Origin of the sequence: Streptomyces rectiviolaceus, from assembly GCF_039533825.1 — a bacterium.
GTDB classification, from domain to species: Bacteria; Actinomycetota; Actinomycetes; order Streptomycetales; family Streptomycetaceae; genus Streptomyces; species Streptomyces rectiviolaceus.
In genome coordinates this window covers 17560-33261 of the sequence record NZ_BAAAUG010000102.1, presented here as the reverse complement: position 1 = coordinate 33261, position 15702 = coordinate 17560, and the positions used below count along the sequence as shown (strand labels likewise).

General features: G+C 70.1%; 17 protein-coding genes. 3 read left to right on the top strand and 14 right to left on the bottom strand.

Annotated elements, in window-relative coordinates:
* The 3 genes from ABD378_RS27285 to ABD378_RS27275 all read right to left on the bottom strand — a co-directional run.
* Nucleotides 1–1423: chromosome segregation SMC family protein (locus tag ABD378_RS27285; protein ID WP_344524787.1), on the bottom strand; the 1423-nt coding region annotated here is incomplete at its 3' end.
* A gap of 251 nt (nucleotides 1424–1674) precedes the next feature.
* Nucleotides 1675–1878, bottom strand: a complete 204-nt coding sequence (locus tag ABD378_RS27280; protein WP_135333243.1) for a hypothetical protein — start codon at nucleotides 1876–1878, stop codon at nucleotides 1675–1677.
* Nucleotides 1879–2261: 383 nt separating this feature from the next.
* Nucleotides 2262–2543, bottom strand: coding sequence for an acylphosphatase (locus ABD378_RS27275; RefSeq protein WP_344524784.1), 282 nt, complete (start codon nucleotides 2541–2543; stop codon nucleotides 2262–2264).
* Nucleotides 2544–2675: 132 nt separating this feature from the next.
* Between ABD378_RS27275 and ABD378_RS27270 the strand changes: the two genes are divergently transcribed.
* Both ABD378_RS27270 and ABD378_RS27265 read left to right on the top strand, forming a co-directional pair.
* Complete coding sequence (locus ABD378_RS27270) at nucleotides 2676–3614, top strand: CAP domain-containing protein (RefSeq protein WP_344524782.1); 939 nt, start codon at nucleotides 2676–2678, stop codon at nucleotides 3612–3614.
* A 63-nt stretch (nucleotides 3615–3677) separates the two neighbouring features.
* Nucleotides 3678–4082, top strand: coding sequence for a winged helix-turn-helix transcriptional regulator (locus ABD378_RS27265; protein ID WP_344524780.1), 405 nt, complete (start codon nucleotides 3678–3680; stop codon nucleotides 4080–4082).
* Here the strand turns inward: ABD378_RS27265 and mutM are convergent.
* From mutM to ABD378_RS27220, 9 genes are all read right to left on the bottom strand, one after another.
* A complete protein-coding gene (gene mutM / locus ABD378_RS27260) occupies nucleotides 4052–4915 on the bottom strand; it encodes a bifunctional DNA-formamidopyrimidine glycosylase/DNA-(apurinic or apyrimidinic site) lyase (protein WP_344524778.1) in 864 nt (287 codons plus the stop codon). The two genes, ABD378_RS27265 and mutM, sit on opposite strands and share 31 nt — an antisense overlap.
* 110 nt (nucleotides 4916–5025) lie before the next feature.
* Entirely contained in the window at nucleotides 5026–5880 is an 855-nt protein-coding gene (gene rnc, locus ABD378_RS27255) for a ribonuclease III (RefSeq protein ID WP_344524776.1), read from the bottom strand.
* A 7-nt stretch (nucleotides 5881–5887) separates the two neighbouring features.
* Entirely contained in the window at nucleotides 5888–6061 is a 174-nt protein-coding gene (gene rpmF, locus ABD378_RS27250; protein WP_003965982.1) for a 50S ribosomal protein L32, read from the bottom strand.
* Nucleotides 6062–6063: 2 nt separating this feature from the next.
* Complete coding sequence (locus tag ABD378_RS27245) at nucleotides 6064–6708, bottom strand: YceD family protein (RefSeq protein ID WP_344524795.1); 645 nt, start codon at nucleotides 6706–6708, stop codon at nucleotides 6064–6066.
* A gap of 170 nt (nucleotides 6709–6878) precedes the next feature.
* Nucleotides 6879–7958, bottom strand: coding sequence for a cell division initiation protein (locus ABD378_RS27240; RefSeq protein WP_344524774.1), 1080 nt, complete (start codon nucleotides 7956–7958; stop codon nucleotides 6879–6881).
* Nucleotides 7959–8068: 110 nt separating this feature from the next.
* Nucleotides 8069–8548, bottom strand: a complete 480-nt coding sequence (gene coaD / locus ABD378_RS27235; RefSeq protein ID WP_344524793.1) for a pantetheine-phosphate adenylyltransferase — start codon at nucleotides 8546–8548, stop codon at nucleotides 8069–8071.
* Nucleotides 8549–8574: 26 nt separating this feature from the next.
* The gene (gene rsmD / locus ABD378_RS27230) at nucleotides 8575–9168 is read right to left on the bottom strand and encodes a 16S rRNA (guanine(966)-N(2))-methyltransferase RsmD (protein ID WP_344524772.1); all 594 of its coding nucleotides are present in this window, start codon (nucleotides 9166–9168) and stop codon (nucleotides 8575–8577) included.
* Nucleotides 9169–9277: 109 nt separating this feature from the next.
* Complete coding sequence (gene recG / locus ABD378_RS27225) at nucleotides 9278–11497, bottom strand: ATP-dependent DNA helicase RecG (RefSeq protein WP_344524770.1); 2220 nt, start codon at nucleotides 11495–11497, stop codon at nucleotides 9278–9280.
* Between the two features lie 71 nt (nucleotides 11498–11568).
* Complete coding sequence (locus ABD378_RS27220; RefSeq protein WP_344524768.1) at nucleotides 11569–13263, bottom strand: DAK2 domain-containing protein; 1695 nt, start codon at nucleotides 13261–13263, stop codon at nucleotides 11569–11571.
* Nucleotides 13264–13481: 218 nt separating this feature from the next.
* On the opposite strand from ABD378_RS27220, the gene rpmB reads away from it, so the two are divergent.
* The gene (gene rpmB, locus ABD378_RS27215; RefSeq protein WP_160507429.1) at nucleotides 13482–13667 is read left to right on the top strand and encodes a 50S ribosomal protein L28; all 186 of its coding nucleotides are present in this window, start codon (nucleotides 13482–13484) and stop codon (nucleotides 13665–13667) included.
* Nucleotides 13668–13774: 107 nt separating this feature from the next.
* Here the strand turns inward: rpmB and thiD are convergent, their stop codons facing one another.
* A complete protein-coding gene (gene thiD / locus ABD378_RS27210; RefSeq protein ID WP_344524765.1) occupies nucleotides 13775–14599 on the bottom strand; it encodes a bifunctional hydroxymethylpyrimidine kinase/phosphomethylpyrimidine kinase in 825 nt (274 codons plus the stop codon).
* 2 nt (nucleotides 14600–14601) lie between these two features.
* A complete protein-coding gene (locus ABD378_RS27205; protein WP_344524763.1) occupies nucleotides 14602–15567 on the bottom strand; it encodes a thiamine-phosphate kinase in 966 nt (321 codons plus the stop codon).
* Nucleotides 15568–15702: the final 135 nt, after the last annotated feature.

Here is a 15702-nt window from a genome sequence, read left to right as displayed (position 1 = left end):
TCGCCGCCTCCCGTGCCGAGGTCAGCGCGCCCTCGGCCTCCGTGAGGGAACGCTTCGCCTCGTCGTGCCGCTCGCCGAGCTCCGCGTCACCGGCGTCGAGCCCGTCGACCTCCGCCTTCAGCTGCTCGTACTCCTCCTGGGCGGCGACCGCGCGCTCCCCCGCCTCGTCGCGCGCCACGGCGAGCCGGTCGATCTCGGCCTGTGCGGAGCCCGCCCGCGAGCGCGCCGCGTTGACCTGACCGTTCAGCCGCGCGAGCCCTTCGCGCCGGTCGGCGATGGACCGTGCCACGTCCTTGAGGCGGCGCTCCTCGACGGCCAGCTCCCGCTCCAGGTCGGCACGGTGGCCGATGGTGTCCTCGAGCGCGTGCTCGGCCGCTTCGAGCGCGGCCTCAAGCTCCGCCTCCTGCTCGCGGATCCGCGCGGCCTCGCGCTCCATGTCCTCGGGGTCACGGCCGCGCCGCTCCTCCGGGGGCGCCGCGGTCGCGCTCTTGACCCTGGCGTCCGCCAGCGACACCGTGCCGCGCACGCGCTCGGCCAGCTGCGACAGCTCGTACCACGTCTGCTGCGCCCGCTGGAGCCGCGGCGTGAGGCGGCGCACCTCGTCCTCGAGCTCCGCCTCACGCTGGAGCGCCTTCTTCAGCTCGGCCTCGGCGCTGTCCTTACGCTGCTTGAGCGCGGCCTCGTCGGCGACCTCGGTCTGCAGCGCGTCCCGCAGGCGTACGAGATCGTCGGCGAGCAGCCTCAGGCGGGCGTCGCGCAGATCGGCCTGGATGACGGCGGCCCTGCGCGCGACGGCGGCCTGCCGGCCGAGCGGCTTGAGCTGTCGCCGCAGTTCGTCGGTCAGGTCCTGGACGCGGGCGAGGTTGGCCTGCATCGCGTCGAGCTTGCGCAGCGCCTTCTCTTTGCGCTTGCGGTGCTTGAGGACGCCCGCTGCCTCCTCGATGAAGGCGCGGCGCCCCATGGGGTCGGCGTGCAGTACGCCGTCGAGCTGGCCCTGCCCGACGATGACGTGCATCTCGCGCCCGATGCCGGAGTCGGAGAGCAGTTCCTGGATGTCGAGCAGCCGGCAGGTGTCCCCGTTGATCTGGTATTCGCTGCCGCCGTTGCGGAACATGATCCGCGTGATGGTGACTTCGGCGTACTCGATGGGCAGGGCGCCGTCGGAGTTGTCGATGGTGAGGGAGACCTCGGCACGGCCGAGCGGCGGGCGCCCGGTCGTGCCGGCGAAGATGACGTCCTCCATCTTGCCGCCGCGCAGCGACTTGGCGCCCTGCTCGCCCATGACCCAGGACAGCGCGTCCACGACATTGGACTTGCCGGAGCCGTTCGGTCCGACGACGCAGGTGATGCCCGGCTCGAACTTCAGCGTCGTGGCCGACGCGAAGGATTTGAAACCGCGCAGTGTGAGGGCCTTGAGGTGCACGCAGCCGGACTCTACCTTTCACTGACCGTTTCACCCAGGAAGATGCAGGGCACATCAGACGGTAAAGGAAGCGGCGCACGCGACGACAAGAAAGAAGGGACGCCGAAGCGTCCCTTGCAGATCTGGACAAGCGGCTGACATGGGCAGCCTGACCGCATGCGTTAACAGGCATCTCACGGACCGAGGAGTGCGTGACGCCCTCAGGCGTTACGCGAGGTCGTGTGAGGTGAGCGCCTTACTGAGGGTGATGGTCAGGTGAGCGCAGGCTCCGCCTGGGGTACGTCGATGCTCTCCAGGAGCGATTCGTGAGAAGCGGCAGCCGCGAGCGCGTCGTTCTCGGCCTGGATCTTCACGAGCTCAGATTCCAGGTCCTGGACGCGTTGCTGGAGCCGTCGCATCTCGGCGAGAAGTCGCGGGTCGGAACCGCCGACGTAACCGAGAAGCGCCTTTGCCATGATGGATGGTCCTCCACAATGAGTGACCGACCGAAGCGGTGTGGGTCGTGAGGGAATCGCACCCGCGGTGCTTGGCACTCGTTGTTCTTACTGGGTCTTGCTGGCCGTTCTCACATGCCAAACAGCTAAGGTGCGCGGGGCTTCCAGAGTCTCACCAAAAAGTTTGACGGTCAACACGATCACGCCCCGTATTGGCGGGCGACCCGGGGGCCTGCGGCCGTATAAACGGCGGCGCTGCCTCTGCTGCGGGGCCCTGGGGGCGTGTCGATCATCCTTCACCCGGGAGCCTGCCACGACGGGCCGTTCTTGGCAACCACCAGGTCTTTCCTGCCCCGGGCAGTTGCCGCGGCCACACCGGAGCGGGTCCGCACGGCCGCTCTCCGTCAGCGAATCGCGAACGTGTCGTAGATGCCGCGCGGAGTGTCCCAGATCTCAGTGACGCCGTCGACGCGGCCGGGTGTGTCGCCCTCGCGCAGCCAGTCGAGCAGTCCCTGGGCGTCCGCGCGCGGCCCCTCGGCGACGACTTGCACACGGCCGTCCTCCAGATTGAGAGCAAAACCACTCAGGCCCCCGATCTCCAGAGCCTTGGCCCGCGTGAACCAGCGGAAACCCACGCCTTGCACCTGGCCACGCACCCAGGCCGTGACTCTGACTTCTTCGTTCATGGGTGCACGCTAACCGGCCAATTGCTCTCGGAGCACTTCGTCCCCATGCGCCATCGCGTACAGTCCCGACTCGATGAGCCTCACCCGTATGGGTGAGTCACGTTGACCGCTCAGGACGAGGAAGGCCAGGAGATGGGACGCCACCGACGCTCCGGCGCAGGGGCAGCCGCCACCGGCCGCGCCACCGGGGTCTCCGGCGGATACGCGGGCGAGCACGCCGGCGCCCCGGAGCCCCGCCCCGCCACCATGTCGCACCGCCGCAGGGGCCGCCGCGCCGCACCGGTGCGCACCGGCCTGCTCGGTGTGTCCGCAGCCGTGGCGATGGGCGCCGTGGCCGTCGCGTCCGGTCTGGTCCCGGGCGCCGAGAACTACTCCCTGGGCGGTGGCGGCGACTCGAACAAGGTGCGTGCCGCCACCACCCCCAGCGAGGTGACGCCCCAGGGCGGCGAGAACGGCACCGCCGACCGCGAGTCGGCGCCGCCGAGCCGCGGCTCCGACCGCCCCGACGCCCCGTCCCCTTCGCCCTCGCAGTCCACCGAGAAGCCCTCGGCCGAGCCTTCGAAGAAGCCGTCGACCCAGGCACCCGCGCCGGAGCCCGACGAGAAGAAGACGACGACGCCCCCGAGCCCCTCGCGCGCCCCCTCCGAGAAGCCGAAGGCCCCGCCGGCCACCGGCCCGAAGTCGCCGTCCGCCGAGAGCGCGGCCGAGGCCGCGGTGCTCACCCTGGTCAACGAGGAGCGGGCCAAGGTGGGCTGCTCCCCCGTGCGGACCGACGCCTCGCTCGCCTCGCTCGCCGGAGGCTTCAGCTCGGACATGGCCGAGCGTGACTTCTTCGACCACACCGACCCGGACGGCGCGACCCCGTGGGACCGCGCCGAGAAGGCCGGGATAGCGGATCTGGGCGGCGAGAACATCGCCCGCGGCCAGGCGAACGCCCGGTCCGTGATGGACGCCTGGATGAACAGCCCCGGCCACCGGGCCAACATCCTCAACTGCGACTACAAGACCCTGGGCGTCGGCGCGCACTTCGCGTCGGGCGGCCCGTGGTGGACGCAGGACTTCGGCTTCTAGGTCGCACTAACCCTCAGTTAGCGCCACCCGTGAGGTGGCGCTGCGCCGGAGTATGCTGGCCGCATGGACTCCACCGCTCAGGCCGACGACGCCCAGGACATGGCGTACGACGTGTTCTCCAAGCAGTGCCCCTCGCGCGGCACCCTGGAGCACGTCACCGGACGCTGGGGCGCGCTCACCCTGGGCGCGCTGCATGACGGCACGTTCCGTTTCAACGAACTGCGCCGCCGGGTCGACGGCGTGAGCGAGAAGATGCTGTCCCAGACCCTGCACGCCCTTGAGCGCGACGGCCTGGTCCACCGCGAGGCGCAGCCCACCAACCCGCCGCGCGTCGACTATCAACTCACCCCGCTGGGACGGGAGATCACCGACCGTCTGATGAGCCTCATCCACTTCGTGGAGGGCAGGATGGACGGCGTGCTCGAAGCGCGCGAGCGCTACGACCGCGTGGCGGCCGGCGGTCGCTGACAGCGCGGGCAGAAGTAGCTGGAGCGGTTCATCCAGGGGCGCCGGCGCATCGGCGTACCGCAGCGGCGGCACGGCTCGTCCTCACGGCCATAGGCGTCGAGCGACCGCTCGAAGTACCCGGACTCACCGTTCACGTTCACGTACAGGCTGTCGAAGCTCGTGCCTCCGACGGCGAGCGCGGCATTCATCACATCCCTTACGTGGCCCAGAAGTTGGGCCGTGCGCGGGCGCGTGAACGTGGCGGTGGGGCGCTCGTAGTGCAGCTTCGCCCGCCAAAGGGCCTCGTCCGCGTAGATGTTGCCGACCCCACTGATCAACGACTGGTCGAGCAGGGCGCGTTTGATCGTCGTACGACGGCGGCGCAGCGCGGCGTGGAAGGCCGCGTCGTCGAACTTCTCGTCCAGCGGGTCGCGCGCGATGTGCGCGATGACGTCCGGCAGTCCGTCCGGGGTGTTCTCGTGCAGCGAGAGCCCGCCGAAAGTGCGCTGGTCGACGAAGCGCAGCTCGGTGCCGAGCGCGTCGGCGAAGCAGATCCTGATCCGCAAGTGCTTCTCGTCCGGCGCCTCTTGGGGCTGGACGAGCAGCTGCCCGCTCATGCCGAGATGGGCGAGGATCGAGGTGCCGCCGTCCTCGACGGGCAGCCAGAGATACTTCCCGCGCCGCATCGCCGTACCGACGCGGTGACCCTTGAGGCTCGACGCGAAGTCCTCACCACCCGCGAGATGCCGCCGCACGGCACGCGGATGCAGCACCTCGACATCGGCAACGGTGCGATGAGCCACCCACCGCTCAAGCCCACGCCGGACGACTTCGACCTCGGGCAGCTCGGGCACGGGGATTCACTCCGGGGTAATCGGGTGGGTGGGAAAAAATGCCGCGAAGCGGCGAAAAAAGCTGGTGCCGGCCACCCAAAGGGCAACCGGCACCAACAATAAAGCGACTGTCAGGCAGACGAGGCTTCGGCGCCCTCATCAACCTCCGCGACAGCGGGAACCGCGGCGGCGACTTCCGCCGCCTTGATCCGCTCATCCGCGGCAGCGCGAATCTCACGCCACGCGGACTCCGCGGCCTGCTGCTCCGCTTCCTTCTTGCTGCGGCCGGTGCCGGTGCCGTACGAGACGCCTCCGACGCGGGCGGCAGCAGTAAAGGTCTTCTCGTGGTCCGGGCCGCTCTCCGTGACGAGGTACTCGGGAACACCGAGGCTCTCGGTCGCGGTGAGCTCCTGGAGGCTGGTTTTCCAGTCCAGGCCCGCGCCCAGGTTCGAGGACTTCTCGATCAGCGGGTCGAAGAGCCGGTGCACCAGCTCGCCCGCCGCGTCCAGACCCTGGTCCAGATAGACCGCGCCGATCACCGCTTCAAGGGTGTCGGCGAGGATGGATGCCTTGTCCCGGCCACCCGTGCCCTCTTCGCCCCGGCCGAGCCGGATGAAGAGGCCGAGTTCGAGGCCTCGACTGACCTCCGCCAGCGCACGCGAATTGACCACCGCGGCCCGCAACTTGGCCAGCTGGCCTTCGGGCAGGTCGGGGTGGGTGCGATAGAGCGTGTCCGTGACGACGAGTCCCAGCACCGAGTCCCCGAGGAACTCGAGCCGTTCATTCGTCGGCAGACCGCCGTTCTCGTACGCGTACGAACGGTGGGTCAGTGCACGCACCAGAAGGGCGGACTCGAGTTTGTACCCGAGCCGCCCTTCCAAAAGCGTGTGGGACGAGGCCGTGTTTTCCGCCTGCTTCTTGGCGATTGCAGCCTTTTCAGCGTTGGCGTCTTCCGCCATCTTGTGGCTAGACACGGTGCCTCTCACCAGCCGCTCAGACCTCGAGGACCTGGCGCTTGTTGTACGTGCCGCAGCTCGGGCACGCGATGTGCTGCAGCTTCGGCTCCTGGCAACGCTCACACGAAACCAGAGTGGGGACCGCAGCCTTCCACTGCGACCGGCGGTGGCGCGTGTTGCTGCGCGACATCTTCCGCTTCGGAACAGCCACGGCTACTTCTCCTGCTTCTCGTCGACGCCGGCTTCGGCGCCGCTCACGTCGTCCTTCTCGCCGTCCTGGATGGTCCCGGCGAGTCCCTGCAGTGCCGCCCAACGGATGTCGAGGGCGTCATGGTGGTGCTCCGGGTCGTCCGCGAGCCGTGCTCCGCACTGGGAACACAGGCCCGGGCAGTCGTCCCGGCACACCGGCTGCATCGGCAGTGCGAGCACTACCGCGTCACGCAGCACGGGCTCGAGGTCGAACAAACCGTCCTCGAGATAGAGCCTGTCCTCGTCGTCCTCGGCGTCGTCGGCCGGTTCCGCAGTGCGGCCCCGGTCATCGGCGTCAGGGTACGAGAACATCTCCTGGAAGTCCGCTTCCACCTCAAGCTTCAGCGGCTCCAGACACCTTACGCACTCCCCCTCGGCCGACGCACGGGCGGTGCCTGTGACAAGCACCCCTTCCATGACCGACTCAAGACGGATCTCCAGCTCGACCGGTGCGCCTTCCGGCACTCCGATCACCCCGTCGATACCGAGGACGTCCGGAGAACCGGGCGCCTCGATGGAACGGGTCAGCCGCTGCAGCGCACCGGGACGCCGACCCAGCTCGTGTGTGTCGAACACGAGAGGGTTGCGGTGGTCAAGGCGAGCACTCAGGGCTTTTCCTGCTTTCGAATCCTGGAAGTTCAAGGAAGGCCACCCCTGTCGTGAGCTTCGCTCACTAGCCGGGCAGCCTGGATCGCGGACGTACGCGCGACCGAAGAGCCAGGATACTGGACCATTCGCTCACGGCCCAATCCGGTACCGGACGGACCTCGCAGCAGGCGCTAGCGGCCCTGTTCGTACTGGCGCAGCTGCTCAGCCGTGATCATGCCGGTGTCGAAGAGACTGGTCTCGTCGAGCACCCCGGGGGCGGGGTGATGCTGCTGCTGCGGGTCCCCGTACCCCTGCTGCTGGGTCTGGTCGTATCCCTGCTGCGGGTAGCCGTACGGATCCTGCCGCTGGTAGCCGTACGGGTCCTGCTGGGCGTACTGCTGCTGGTAGGCGTACTGGTCCTGCTGCTGGTACGCGTACGGGTCCGGCTCCTGCTGGGGCGGGGCGTACGGCTGCTGCACGGGGATCTGCGGGGGCGCCTGGGGTGCCTGGGGCGGCTGTGGAGCCGCGGGGACCGGAGCCGCAGGCACGGGAGCCGCGGGGTCGGTGAGACCCGCGAGGTACTCGGCGTCCGTGGTGTGCGCCTGCGATCCGAGGCCCTCGGCGAGGCCCGCGAGGTCGTCGGCGGGCGCACGGCCGTGCAGGGTCTGCCGGCCGCGGCCGACCGCCTCCAGGGTCTTGGCGAGGACCGCCTCGAAGGCACCGAGCTTGGCGTCGACGTACGCGTCCGCGTCCCGGCGCAGGGTCTCGGGGTCGTGGCTGCGCTGCGGGGCGTCCTCGTCCTCGTAACCCTGCTCGTCGAGGCCGGGTCCGGTGCCGAGGAGCTTCTCGCGGCCACGGCCGACCGAGCCGAGGGTCTTGGTGAGGACGACCTCGAAGTTGGCCAGCTTGCTGTCCACGTAGTCGTCGGCCTCGACACGGACCTCGTCGGCGGCCTGGCGGGCCTCGGCGAGGATGCGTGAGGCCTCACCCTGGGAGTTGCGGGCGACCTCCGTGTCGGAGATCAGCGAACCGCGCTCGGCGTGCGCGGTCTCGATGATCCGGTCCGCCTCCTGGCGGGCCTGCTCGACCAGCTGCTCGCGGCCGCCGATGAGCTCCTGGGCCTGGGCGAGGGAGCCGGGCAGCGCCTGGCGCACCTCTTCGAGCATCGACAGCAGATCGGCGCGGTTGACCACGCACGAGGCCGACATGGGCATGGACCGGGCACTGCCGACCGCCTCGACGATCTCGTCGATCTTCTTCTGCACGTCCACCGTGTGCTCGCCACTCTCTACAGCTGGTTGGAGACGGACGGCACGACTGTAAGGCCAGTCGGCTGCCGTCCGACACCGGGTGAGGGACTGTCAGCGGCTCGTCCGGGGCCTCACTTCTTGCCGATGCGCTCCACCAGCGCCTCGTGGACCACCGGCGGCAGCAGGTGGGCCACGTCGCCGCCCCAGGCCGCGACCTCCTTGACCAGCGAGGAGGAGAGGAAGCTGTAGGTGGGGTTGGTGGGCACGAAGAGGGTCTCGACGCCCGAGAGGCCGTTGTTCATCTGGGCCATCTGCAGCTCGTAGTCGAAATCGCTGACCGCCCGCAGACCCTTGACGATGGCCGGGATGTCGCGCTGCTTGCAGAAGTCGACAAGAAGACCGTGGAACGACTCGACCTCGACGTTCCCGAAGTCGGCGGTGACCTGGCGGATCAGCTCGATCCGCTCCTCGACCGAGAACAGGCCCTTCTTCGACTGATTGATCATCACCGCGACGTGCACCACGTCGTACAGCCTGGAGGCGCGGGCGATGATGTCGAGGTGTCCATTGGTGATGGGGTCGAATGACCCCGGACAGACGGCGCGGCGCAACTGAAGTCCCTCGCTCTCCGGTCCGGTCATGGCGCGATCACTGAGTCGTCGCACGTAGAGGCGGCGCGACCGTACCAAAACGTGCCTTCGCCGTAGCGACGGGACCTCAGTGCTTCAAAGCCGTCGGGCCAGCCGAATTCTCCGCCTCTGGTACTGCGTTCAACGGTGACGAGCGCATCGTCCGTGAGCCAGCCCCCCGCACGGAGTGTGAGCAGGATCTCGCGAAGATCGTCATCGGTGACGACGTACGGAGGGTCGAGAAAGACCAGGTCGTACGGGGTCGTGGGGGCGCCGCCCTGGACGATCTGGGCCGCTTTGCCCGCCCTGACCTCGGCGCCGGGCAGGCCGATGGCCTTCACGTTCTCCCTGACCGTGCGCACCGCGCGGGCGTCGGCCTCGACGAGCAGGGCGTGGCCCGCGCCGCGCGAGAGCGCTTCGAGGCCGATCGCTCCGGACCCGGCGTACAGGTCGAGGACGCGTGCCCCGTCCAGCGTGCCCTGCAGGGCCTGCCAGGTGGAGAACAGGCCCTCACGTGCGCGGTCGGTCGTGGGCCGTGTGCCGTTTCCTGGCGGGACGGCGAGGCGACGTCCGCCGGCCACACCGGCGATCACGCGGGTCATCTGAGTCCTTGTCGGTGAACGAACGTGCGGGAAGATCCGGACTCAGTGTCTCAGCCCCTGTGCCCCGGCTGCCTGTCAGCCCGTGTCTCAGCCCTTGTCTCAGCCCTTGTCAGCCCTTGTCGAGGTACTGCTCGCGCTCGTCGTCCAGGAGGGCGTCCAGGGCCGTGCGCAGCTCGGGCAGGTGCTCCAGGTCCGGGTCGGCGGAGACCACCGCGACGGCCTCCTCGCGGGCCTCGGCGATGATCTCCTCGTCCTCGATGACCGCGAGCATGCGCAGGCTGGAGCGGACACCGGACTGCGCCTGGCCCAGTACGTCGCCCTCGCGGCGCTGCTCCAGGTCGATCCGGGAGAGCTCGAAGCCGTCGAGCGTCGCGGCCACGGCTCCGAGGCGGGCGCGGGCGGGGCTCGCCTCGGGCATGTCGGTGACCAGGAGGCAGAGGCCGGGGGCCGAGCCACGGCCGACGCGGCCGCGCAACTGGTGCAGCTGCGATACGCCGAAGCGGTCCGCGTCCATGATCACCATGGCGGTGGCGTTCGGGACGTTCACGCCGACCTCGATGACCGTCGTCGCGACCAGGACCTGCGTCTCGCCCGCGGCGAAGCGGCGCATCACCGCGTCCTTGTCGTCGGGCTGCATGCGGCCGTGCAGGACCTCGACCTTGAGGCCGCTCAGCGGGCCACGGGCGAGGTGCTCGGCGACCTCGATGACGGCGAGCGGAGGCCGCTTCTCGGCGGTGGCTGGTTCGTCGGCCGCCTCGGCCTTCTTCTTGGCCTTCTTCGGGTCGTCCTCCTCGTCACCGATCCGGGGGCACACCACGTACGCCTGATGGCCGTTCTCGACCTCTTCGCGCACGCGCTCCCACGCGCGCGCAAGGAAGTGGGGCTTGTCCTCGGCCGGTACGACATGGCTGGCGATCGGCGAGCGGCCCGCGGGGAGCTGGTCGAGGACCGAGGTCTCCAGGTCGCCGAAGACCGTCATCGCGACCGTGCGCGGAATGGGCGTGGCCGTCATGACGAGGAGGTGCGGGGGCTGCTTGCCCTTGCCGCGCAGGGCGTCGCGCTGCTCGACCCCGAAGCGGTGCTGTTCGTCGACGACGACCAGGCCCAGGTCGTGGAACTGGACCTTGTCCTCGATCAGCGCGTGCGTCCCGATGACGATCCCTGCCTCGCCGGTGACCAGGTCGAGCAGGGCCTGACGGCGGCCCGCCACACCCATGGATCCGGTGAGCAGCGTGACCTTCGTGGCTTGGTCCGAGCCGCCGAGCATGCCGCCCTCGGCAAGATCGCCCATCATCTCGGTGATCGAGCGGTGGTGCTGCTGGGCGAGGACTTCGGTAGGCGCGAGCATCGCGGCCTGCCCGCCCGCGTCCACCACGGCGAGCATGGCGCGCAGGGCGACCATGGTCTTACCGCTGCCCACCTCTCCCTGGAGAAGGCGGTGCATCGGGTGCTCGGTCGCCAGGTCGTCGAAGATCTCCTTGGAGACCTTCTCCTGGCCCTCGGTGAGGGTGAAGGGCAGCTTGGCGTCGAAGGCGTCGAGCAGGCCGCCATCGCGGGGGCGCCGGGCGACAGCGGGGAGCTGCGCGTCCGCGTACCTCCGGCGGGCCAGGGCCACTTGCAGGACGAAGGCCTCGTCCCACTTCAGGCGGTCGCGGGCCGATTCGATGTCCGCCTTCGTGTGCGGGCGGTGGATCTTCAGGAGCGCTTCTGGGAGCGGGATCAGCTCCCGTCCTTCGCGCAGGCTCGGCGGCAGCGGGTCGACGGCTTCCTGGGCGCTGGGCAGGACCGCGTCGACCGACTTGGCGATCTTCCAGGACTCCAGCTTGGCGGTGGCGGGATAGATCGGGATCAGGGCGCCCGCCCATGAGTCGACGGCCTCGTCGGCGCTGTCAGGGTTGTCGGGGTCGCCCTTCAGCAGTTCGTACGCGGGGTGGGCGAGCTGCATCTTGCGGTTGAAGACGGACGCCTTGCCCGCGAACATCGCGCGTGTGCCGGGCAGCAGGTCCTTGTGCGGCTTGTGGATGCCGCGGCCGAAGAAGACCAGCTGGAGCTGGCCGCTGCCGTCGGTGATCGTCACTTCGAGGCGCTGGCCCCTGCCGCCGTTGAACGTCAGGATGCGCGCCGTCGCGACCTGGGCGACCACCGTGACGTGCTCGTCGAGCGGCAGGTCGGCGAGGCGTGTGAGCTCGCCCCGCTCCGCGTACTTGCGCGGGTAGTGGTGCAGCAGGTCGCCGACCGTGTGCAGGTCCAGGTGCTCGGCCATCACCTTCGCGGTGGCGGGACCGACCACTTTCTTCAGGGGTTCTTCGAGCGCGGGCACGAGATCCATTGCACACCACACCACTGACAATTCGGCGTACGTCCCCGAAATCCGCTGGTCAGAAAGGCCGACGGCGGCGGCTACTCCACGCCGATGAGCAGCAGAGCGGACTGGCGTCCACCGCGGTAGACCACCGTGTCGACCGCCAGATGCGCCTCGCGCACGTGCTTCTCCAGCTCTTCGCCGAGGCTGTCCGGCACGTCCTCGCCGAGCACCAGGGTGACCATCTCGCCGCCCGCGGCCAGCATCCGGTCGAGGACGGACCGTGCGGTGCGTGTGGTGTCGTCGCCGATCAGCGCGACGTCGCCGTCGATCAGGCCGAGGACGTCCCCGGCCTGGCAGATGCCCGCCATGGTCCACGACTGCCGCTCGGCGACGGCCAGTTCGGCGTACCGGGTGGCGCCGGCCGCCGATGTCATCGCGACGACGTCCTCGTCGAAGCGGCGGTCCGGCTCGTGCACGGCGAGCGCCGCGATGCCCTGGACCGCGGACCGGGTGGGGATCAGCGCGACGCGCACCCCTTCGGTGCGGGCCTGCTCCGCGGCGGCGGCAGCGGTGTGGCGCAGCTCGGCGTCGTTCGGCAGGAGCACCACCTCGCGTGCGTGGGCCCGCCGGATCGCTTCGACGAGCTCTCCGCTGGCGGGCGGCTCCCCGGGTCGCGTGGGCACGGTCGTCGCCCCGGCTTCGGCGTAGAGCCCTGCGAGCCCCTCCCCCGGCACGACGGCGACGATCCCGCGCTGCGCCCGCTCCCGGGGCGGCTGCGCCGCGCCCGCGGTGTGCGCGTCGCCCACCCCGAAGTGGGTGATGCGGATGCGGTGGGGCCGCCCCGCCTCGACGCCCGCCTCGACGGCGGCGCCGGCGTCGTCCACATGGACGTGGACGTTCCACAGCCCGTCGCCGCCGACGACGACGAGCGAGTCACCGAGCCCGTCGAGCCGCGTCCGCAGCCGCGCGACGGCCTTGTCATCGGCTTCCAGGAGGTAGATGACCTCGAAGGCGGGGGCCGCGGCATCGACCGGGAGGTCCTCGCACTCGACGGCGTCCGCCACGGCCTGCACGCGCGCGTGGCCGCCCGAGGCAGTCGTCCTCGCGTACGGGGAGGCCGTCTTCAGGAGCACCGTCTCGCCCGACAGCGCCCCCACCAGCGCCCCGAGCACCGCCACGAGCCCACGCCCCCCGGCGTCCACCACCCCGGCGCCGCCGAGCACCACGAGCTGCTCCGGCGTCTCGTCCAGCGCCCGGCACGCACCGTCGTACGCGGCCCGCGCCACAAGACCGCAGTCGCCGCCGACGCCGGAAGCCGCGTCCGCGGCGGCGGATGCCACCGTCAGGACCGTGCCCTCGACGGGATGCGCGACCGCTTGGTACGCCGCATCGGCGGCCCGCCGCAGCGCGAGCGCCAGCGCCCTGCCGTCGGCGTGATCGGTCTCACGGTCGGCGCCCAGGACCTGCGCCATCCCCCGCAGTAGCTGCGACAGGATCGTGCCCGAGTTCCCGCGGGCCCCGATCAGCGCGCCGTGCGCCATCGCCCGCACGGCCTCGGCCAGGGTGGGCCGGGTCGGCTCGAGGCCCGTGAAGACCGCGTCGATCGCCTGGGACGCCGATTCCACCGTCAGGTAGAGGTTGGTTCCGGTGTCCCCGTCCGCGACCGGGTAGACGTTGATCGCGTCGATCTCCTCGCGGGCCCCTCCCAGGGCGTCCAGAGCGAGGCCGCACCAGGCGCGCACCGCGACGGCGTCGAGGTTCTGCGGCACCTGCTCGCCTCCTAAGGGCATCCGGAATGGACGCAGCGTAGACCGGGACGGGCGATGGGCCCGGGGCGGGGCCGGGGCGAGACATGGTAGTTTCGTTCTACCGAAGCAGTCGTTGTATGCTGCTCCGGTTGCCCGATACCCATCGGGACATTCCTCCTGGCAACGCCACCCACGATCATTGCACTGATCCCGGCATGCCGGGATTACCCGTAAGTGCATCTGAAGTCTTGGAGTGACCCGTGGCTGCCAACTGCGACGTCTGCGGCAAGGGGCCGAGCTTCGGCAACAACATCTCGCACTCTCACCGCCGTACGTCCCGTCGCTGGAACCCGAACATCCAGCGCGTTCGTGCCGTGGTCAGCGGGACGCCGAAGCGGCTCAACGCCTGCACCTCGTGCATCAAGGCCGGCAAGGTCTCGCGCTGACGCAAAGTAAGCGCGGCCACCTAGCTGGTTGCTGAAAGAGCCGGTCCTCTTCGGAGGACCGGCTCTTTCGTGTGCCCATAAGCGCCCGGCAGCACTTCCGCCAGTACTTACTGGTCCCTGAACCGCCACCCATGATCCACGGGCCCGATCCCGCCGCCGAGCGCGAACCCGGCCTCGATCGCCCCGGTCACGTACTCCTTCGCCGCCGCGACGGCCTCCGGCACCGGCAGGCCCCTGGCCAGGTGCGAGGCGATCGCGCTTGCGAGGGTGCAGCCCGTGCCGTGCGTGTGCCGGTTGTCGTGGCGGGGTGCGCGCAGCCAGTGCTCATCGGAGCCGTCGGTGAGCAGGTCCACCGCGTCGCCCTGGAGGTGCCCTCCCTTGATGAGGGCCCATCGCGGGCCGTACGCCAGGAGGGCCGCCGCCGCCCGCCGCATTCCTTCCTCGGACTCCACCTGGACGCCGGTGAGCTGTGCGACCTCGTCGAGATTCGGGGTGGCGACCGTGGCGACAGGGAGCAGCTTCGTACGGACCGAGTCGAGTGCGGAGGCCGCCAGGAGCGAGTCGCCGTGCTTGGAGACGCCCACCGGGTCGACGACCGAGGGGGCGTCCGTGCCCGCGATCAACTCGGCGACCGTCTCGACCAGTTCAGCCGACGCCAGCATGCCGGTCTTGACGGCCTGGACGCCGATGTCGTCGACGACGCTGCGGTACTGCGCGCGCACCGCCTCCACCGGCAGCTCCCAAAAGCCTTGTACGCCGAGGGAGTTCTGCGCGGTGACGGCCGTGACGACGCTCATGCCGTGCGTGCCGAGCGCCAGCATCGTCTTCAAGTCGGCCTGGATGCCCGCGCCGCCGCCGGAGTCGGAGCCCGCGACGGTCAGGACGCGTGGGGGCGCGGTCGTGGAGGGCGCGGTCGTGGGGGGCGCGGTCATGCTCAGTCCTCGAGGTTGTCGCCGAAGTGGTCCCAGCCCTTGCTGGTCCAGGGCGCCCCGTCCACCGTCACCTGCGGCAGGGCCGAGGGGTTGAGGACCTCGCCGATGACCTTCCAGCGGGCGGGGAGCTTCACGTCCGGCGGGAACGTCGCCACGATCGCGTGGTCCTCGCCGCCGTTGAGCACCCACTGCAGGGGGTCGACGCCGACGGCCTGGCCGATGTCGTTCATCTGGGAGGGCACGTCGACGTCTCCGGAGCGGATGTCGATGCGCACCTTGCTCGCATCGGCGATGTGGCCGAGGTCGGCGATCAGTCCGTCGCTCACGTCCGTCATCGACGTCGCGCCGAGGCCGGCGGCCGCGGGGCCCGCGTGGTACGGCGGTTCGGGCCTGCGGTGGGCCTCCACGAAGGCGCGGGGCGAGCGGAATCCCCGCGAGAGCACCGCGTGCCCGGCGGCGGACCAGCCCAACCAGCCGGTGACGGCGACGACATCGCCGGGCTGTGCCCCCGCGCGCGTGACCGGCTCGTGGTTGCGCAGGTCGCCGAGTGCGGTGATCGCGACGGTGATCGTGTCGCCGCGTACGACATCGCCGCCCACGACCGCCGCTCCCGCGACCTGGCATTCGTCCCGCAGGCCGTCCATGAGCTCGGTGGGCCAGCTGGCGGGGAGTTCGGCGGGTACGACAAGGCCCAGGAGGAGCGCGGTCGGTACGGCGCCCATGGCCGCGATATCGGCCAAATTCTGCGCGGCTGCCTTGCGGCCCACGTCGTACGCGGTGGACCAGTCGCGGCGGAAGTGCCGCCCCTCCAGGAGGATGTCGGTGCTCGCCACGACCCTGCGGTCGGGCGCCGACACGACAGCGGCGTCATCGCCCGGACCGAGCCGGACGGCCGGGGTGGAGGTGAGCCGAGAGGTGAGTTCCCTGATGAGCCCGAACTCCCCCAACTCGCCGACGGTTCCCTTCACCGGGACTCACCATGCCCTTTCACGCTGCTCGGCTTGCGGTCGCGAGCCGTCACTGTCATAGGTACGGTCGATATGACCGTCAACTTCTGTTGCCCGTCCACCGCGATGTGCGCGCCACAGCTCTCCCGGGTCTCC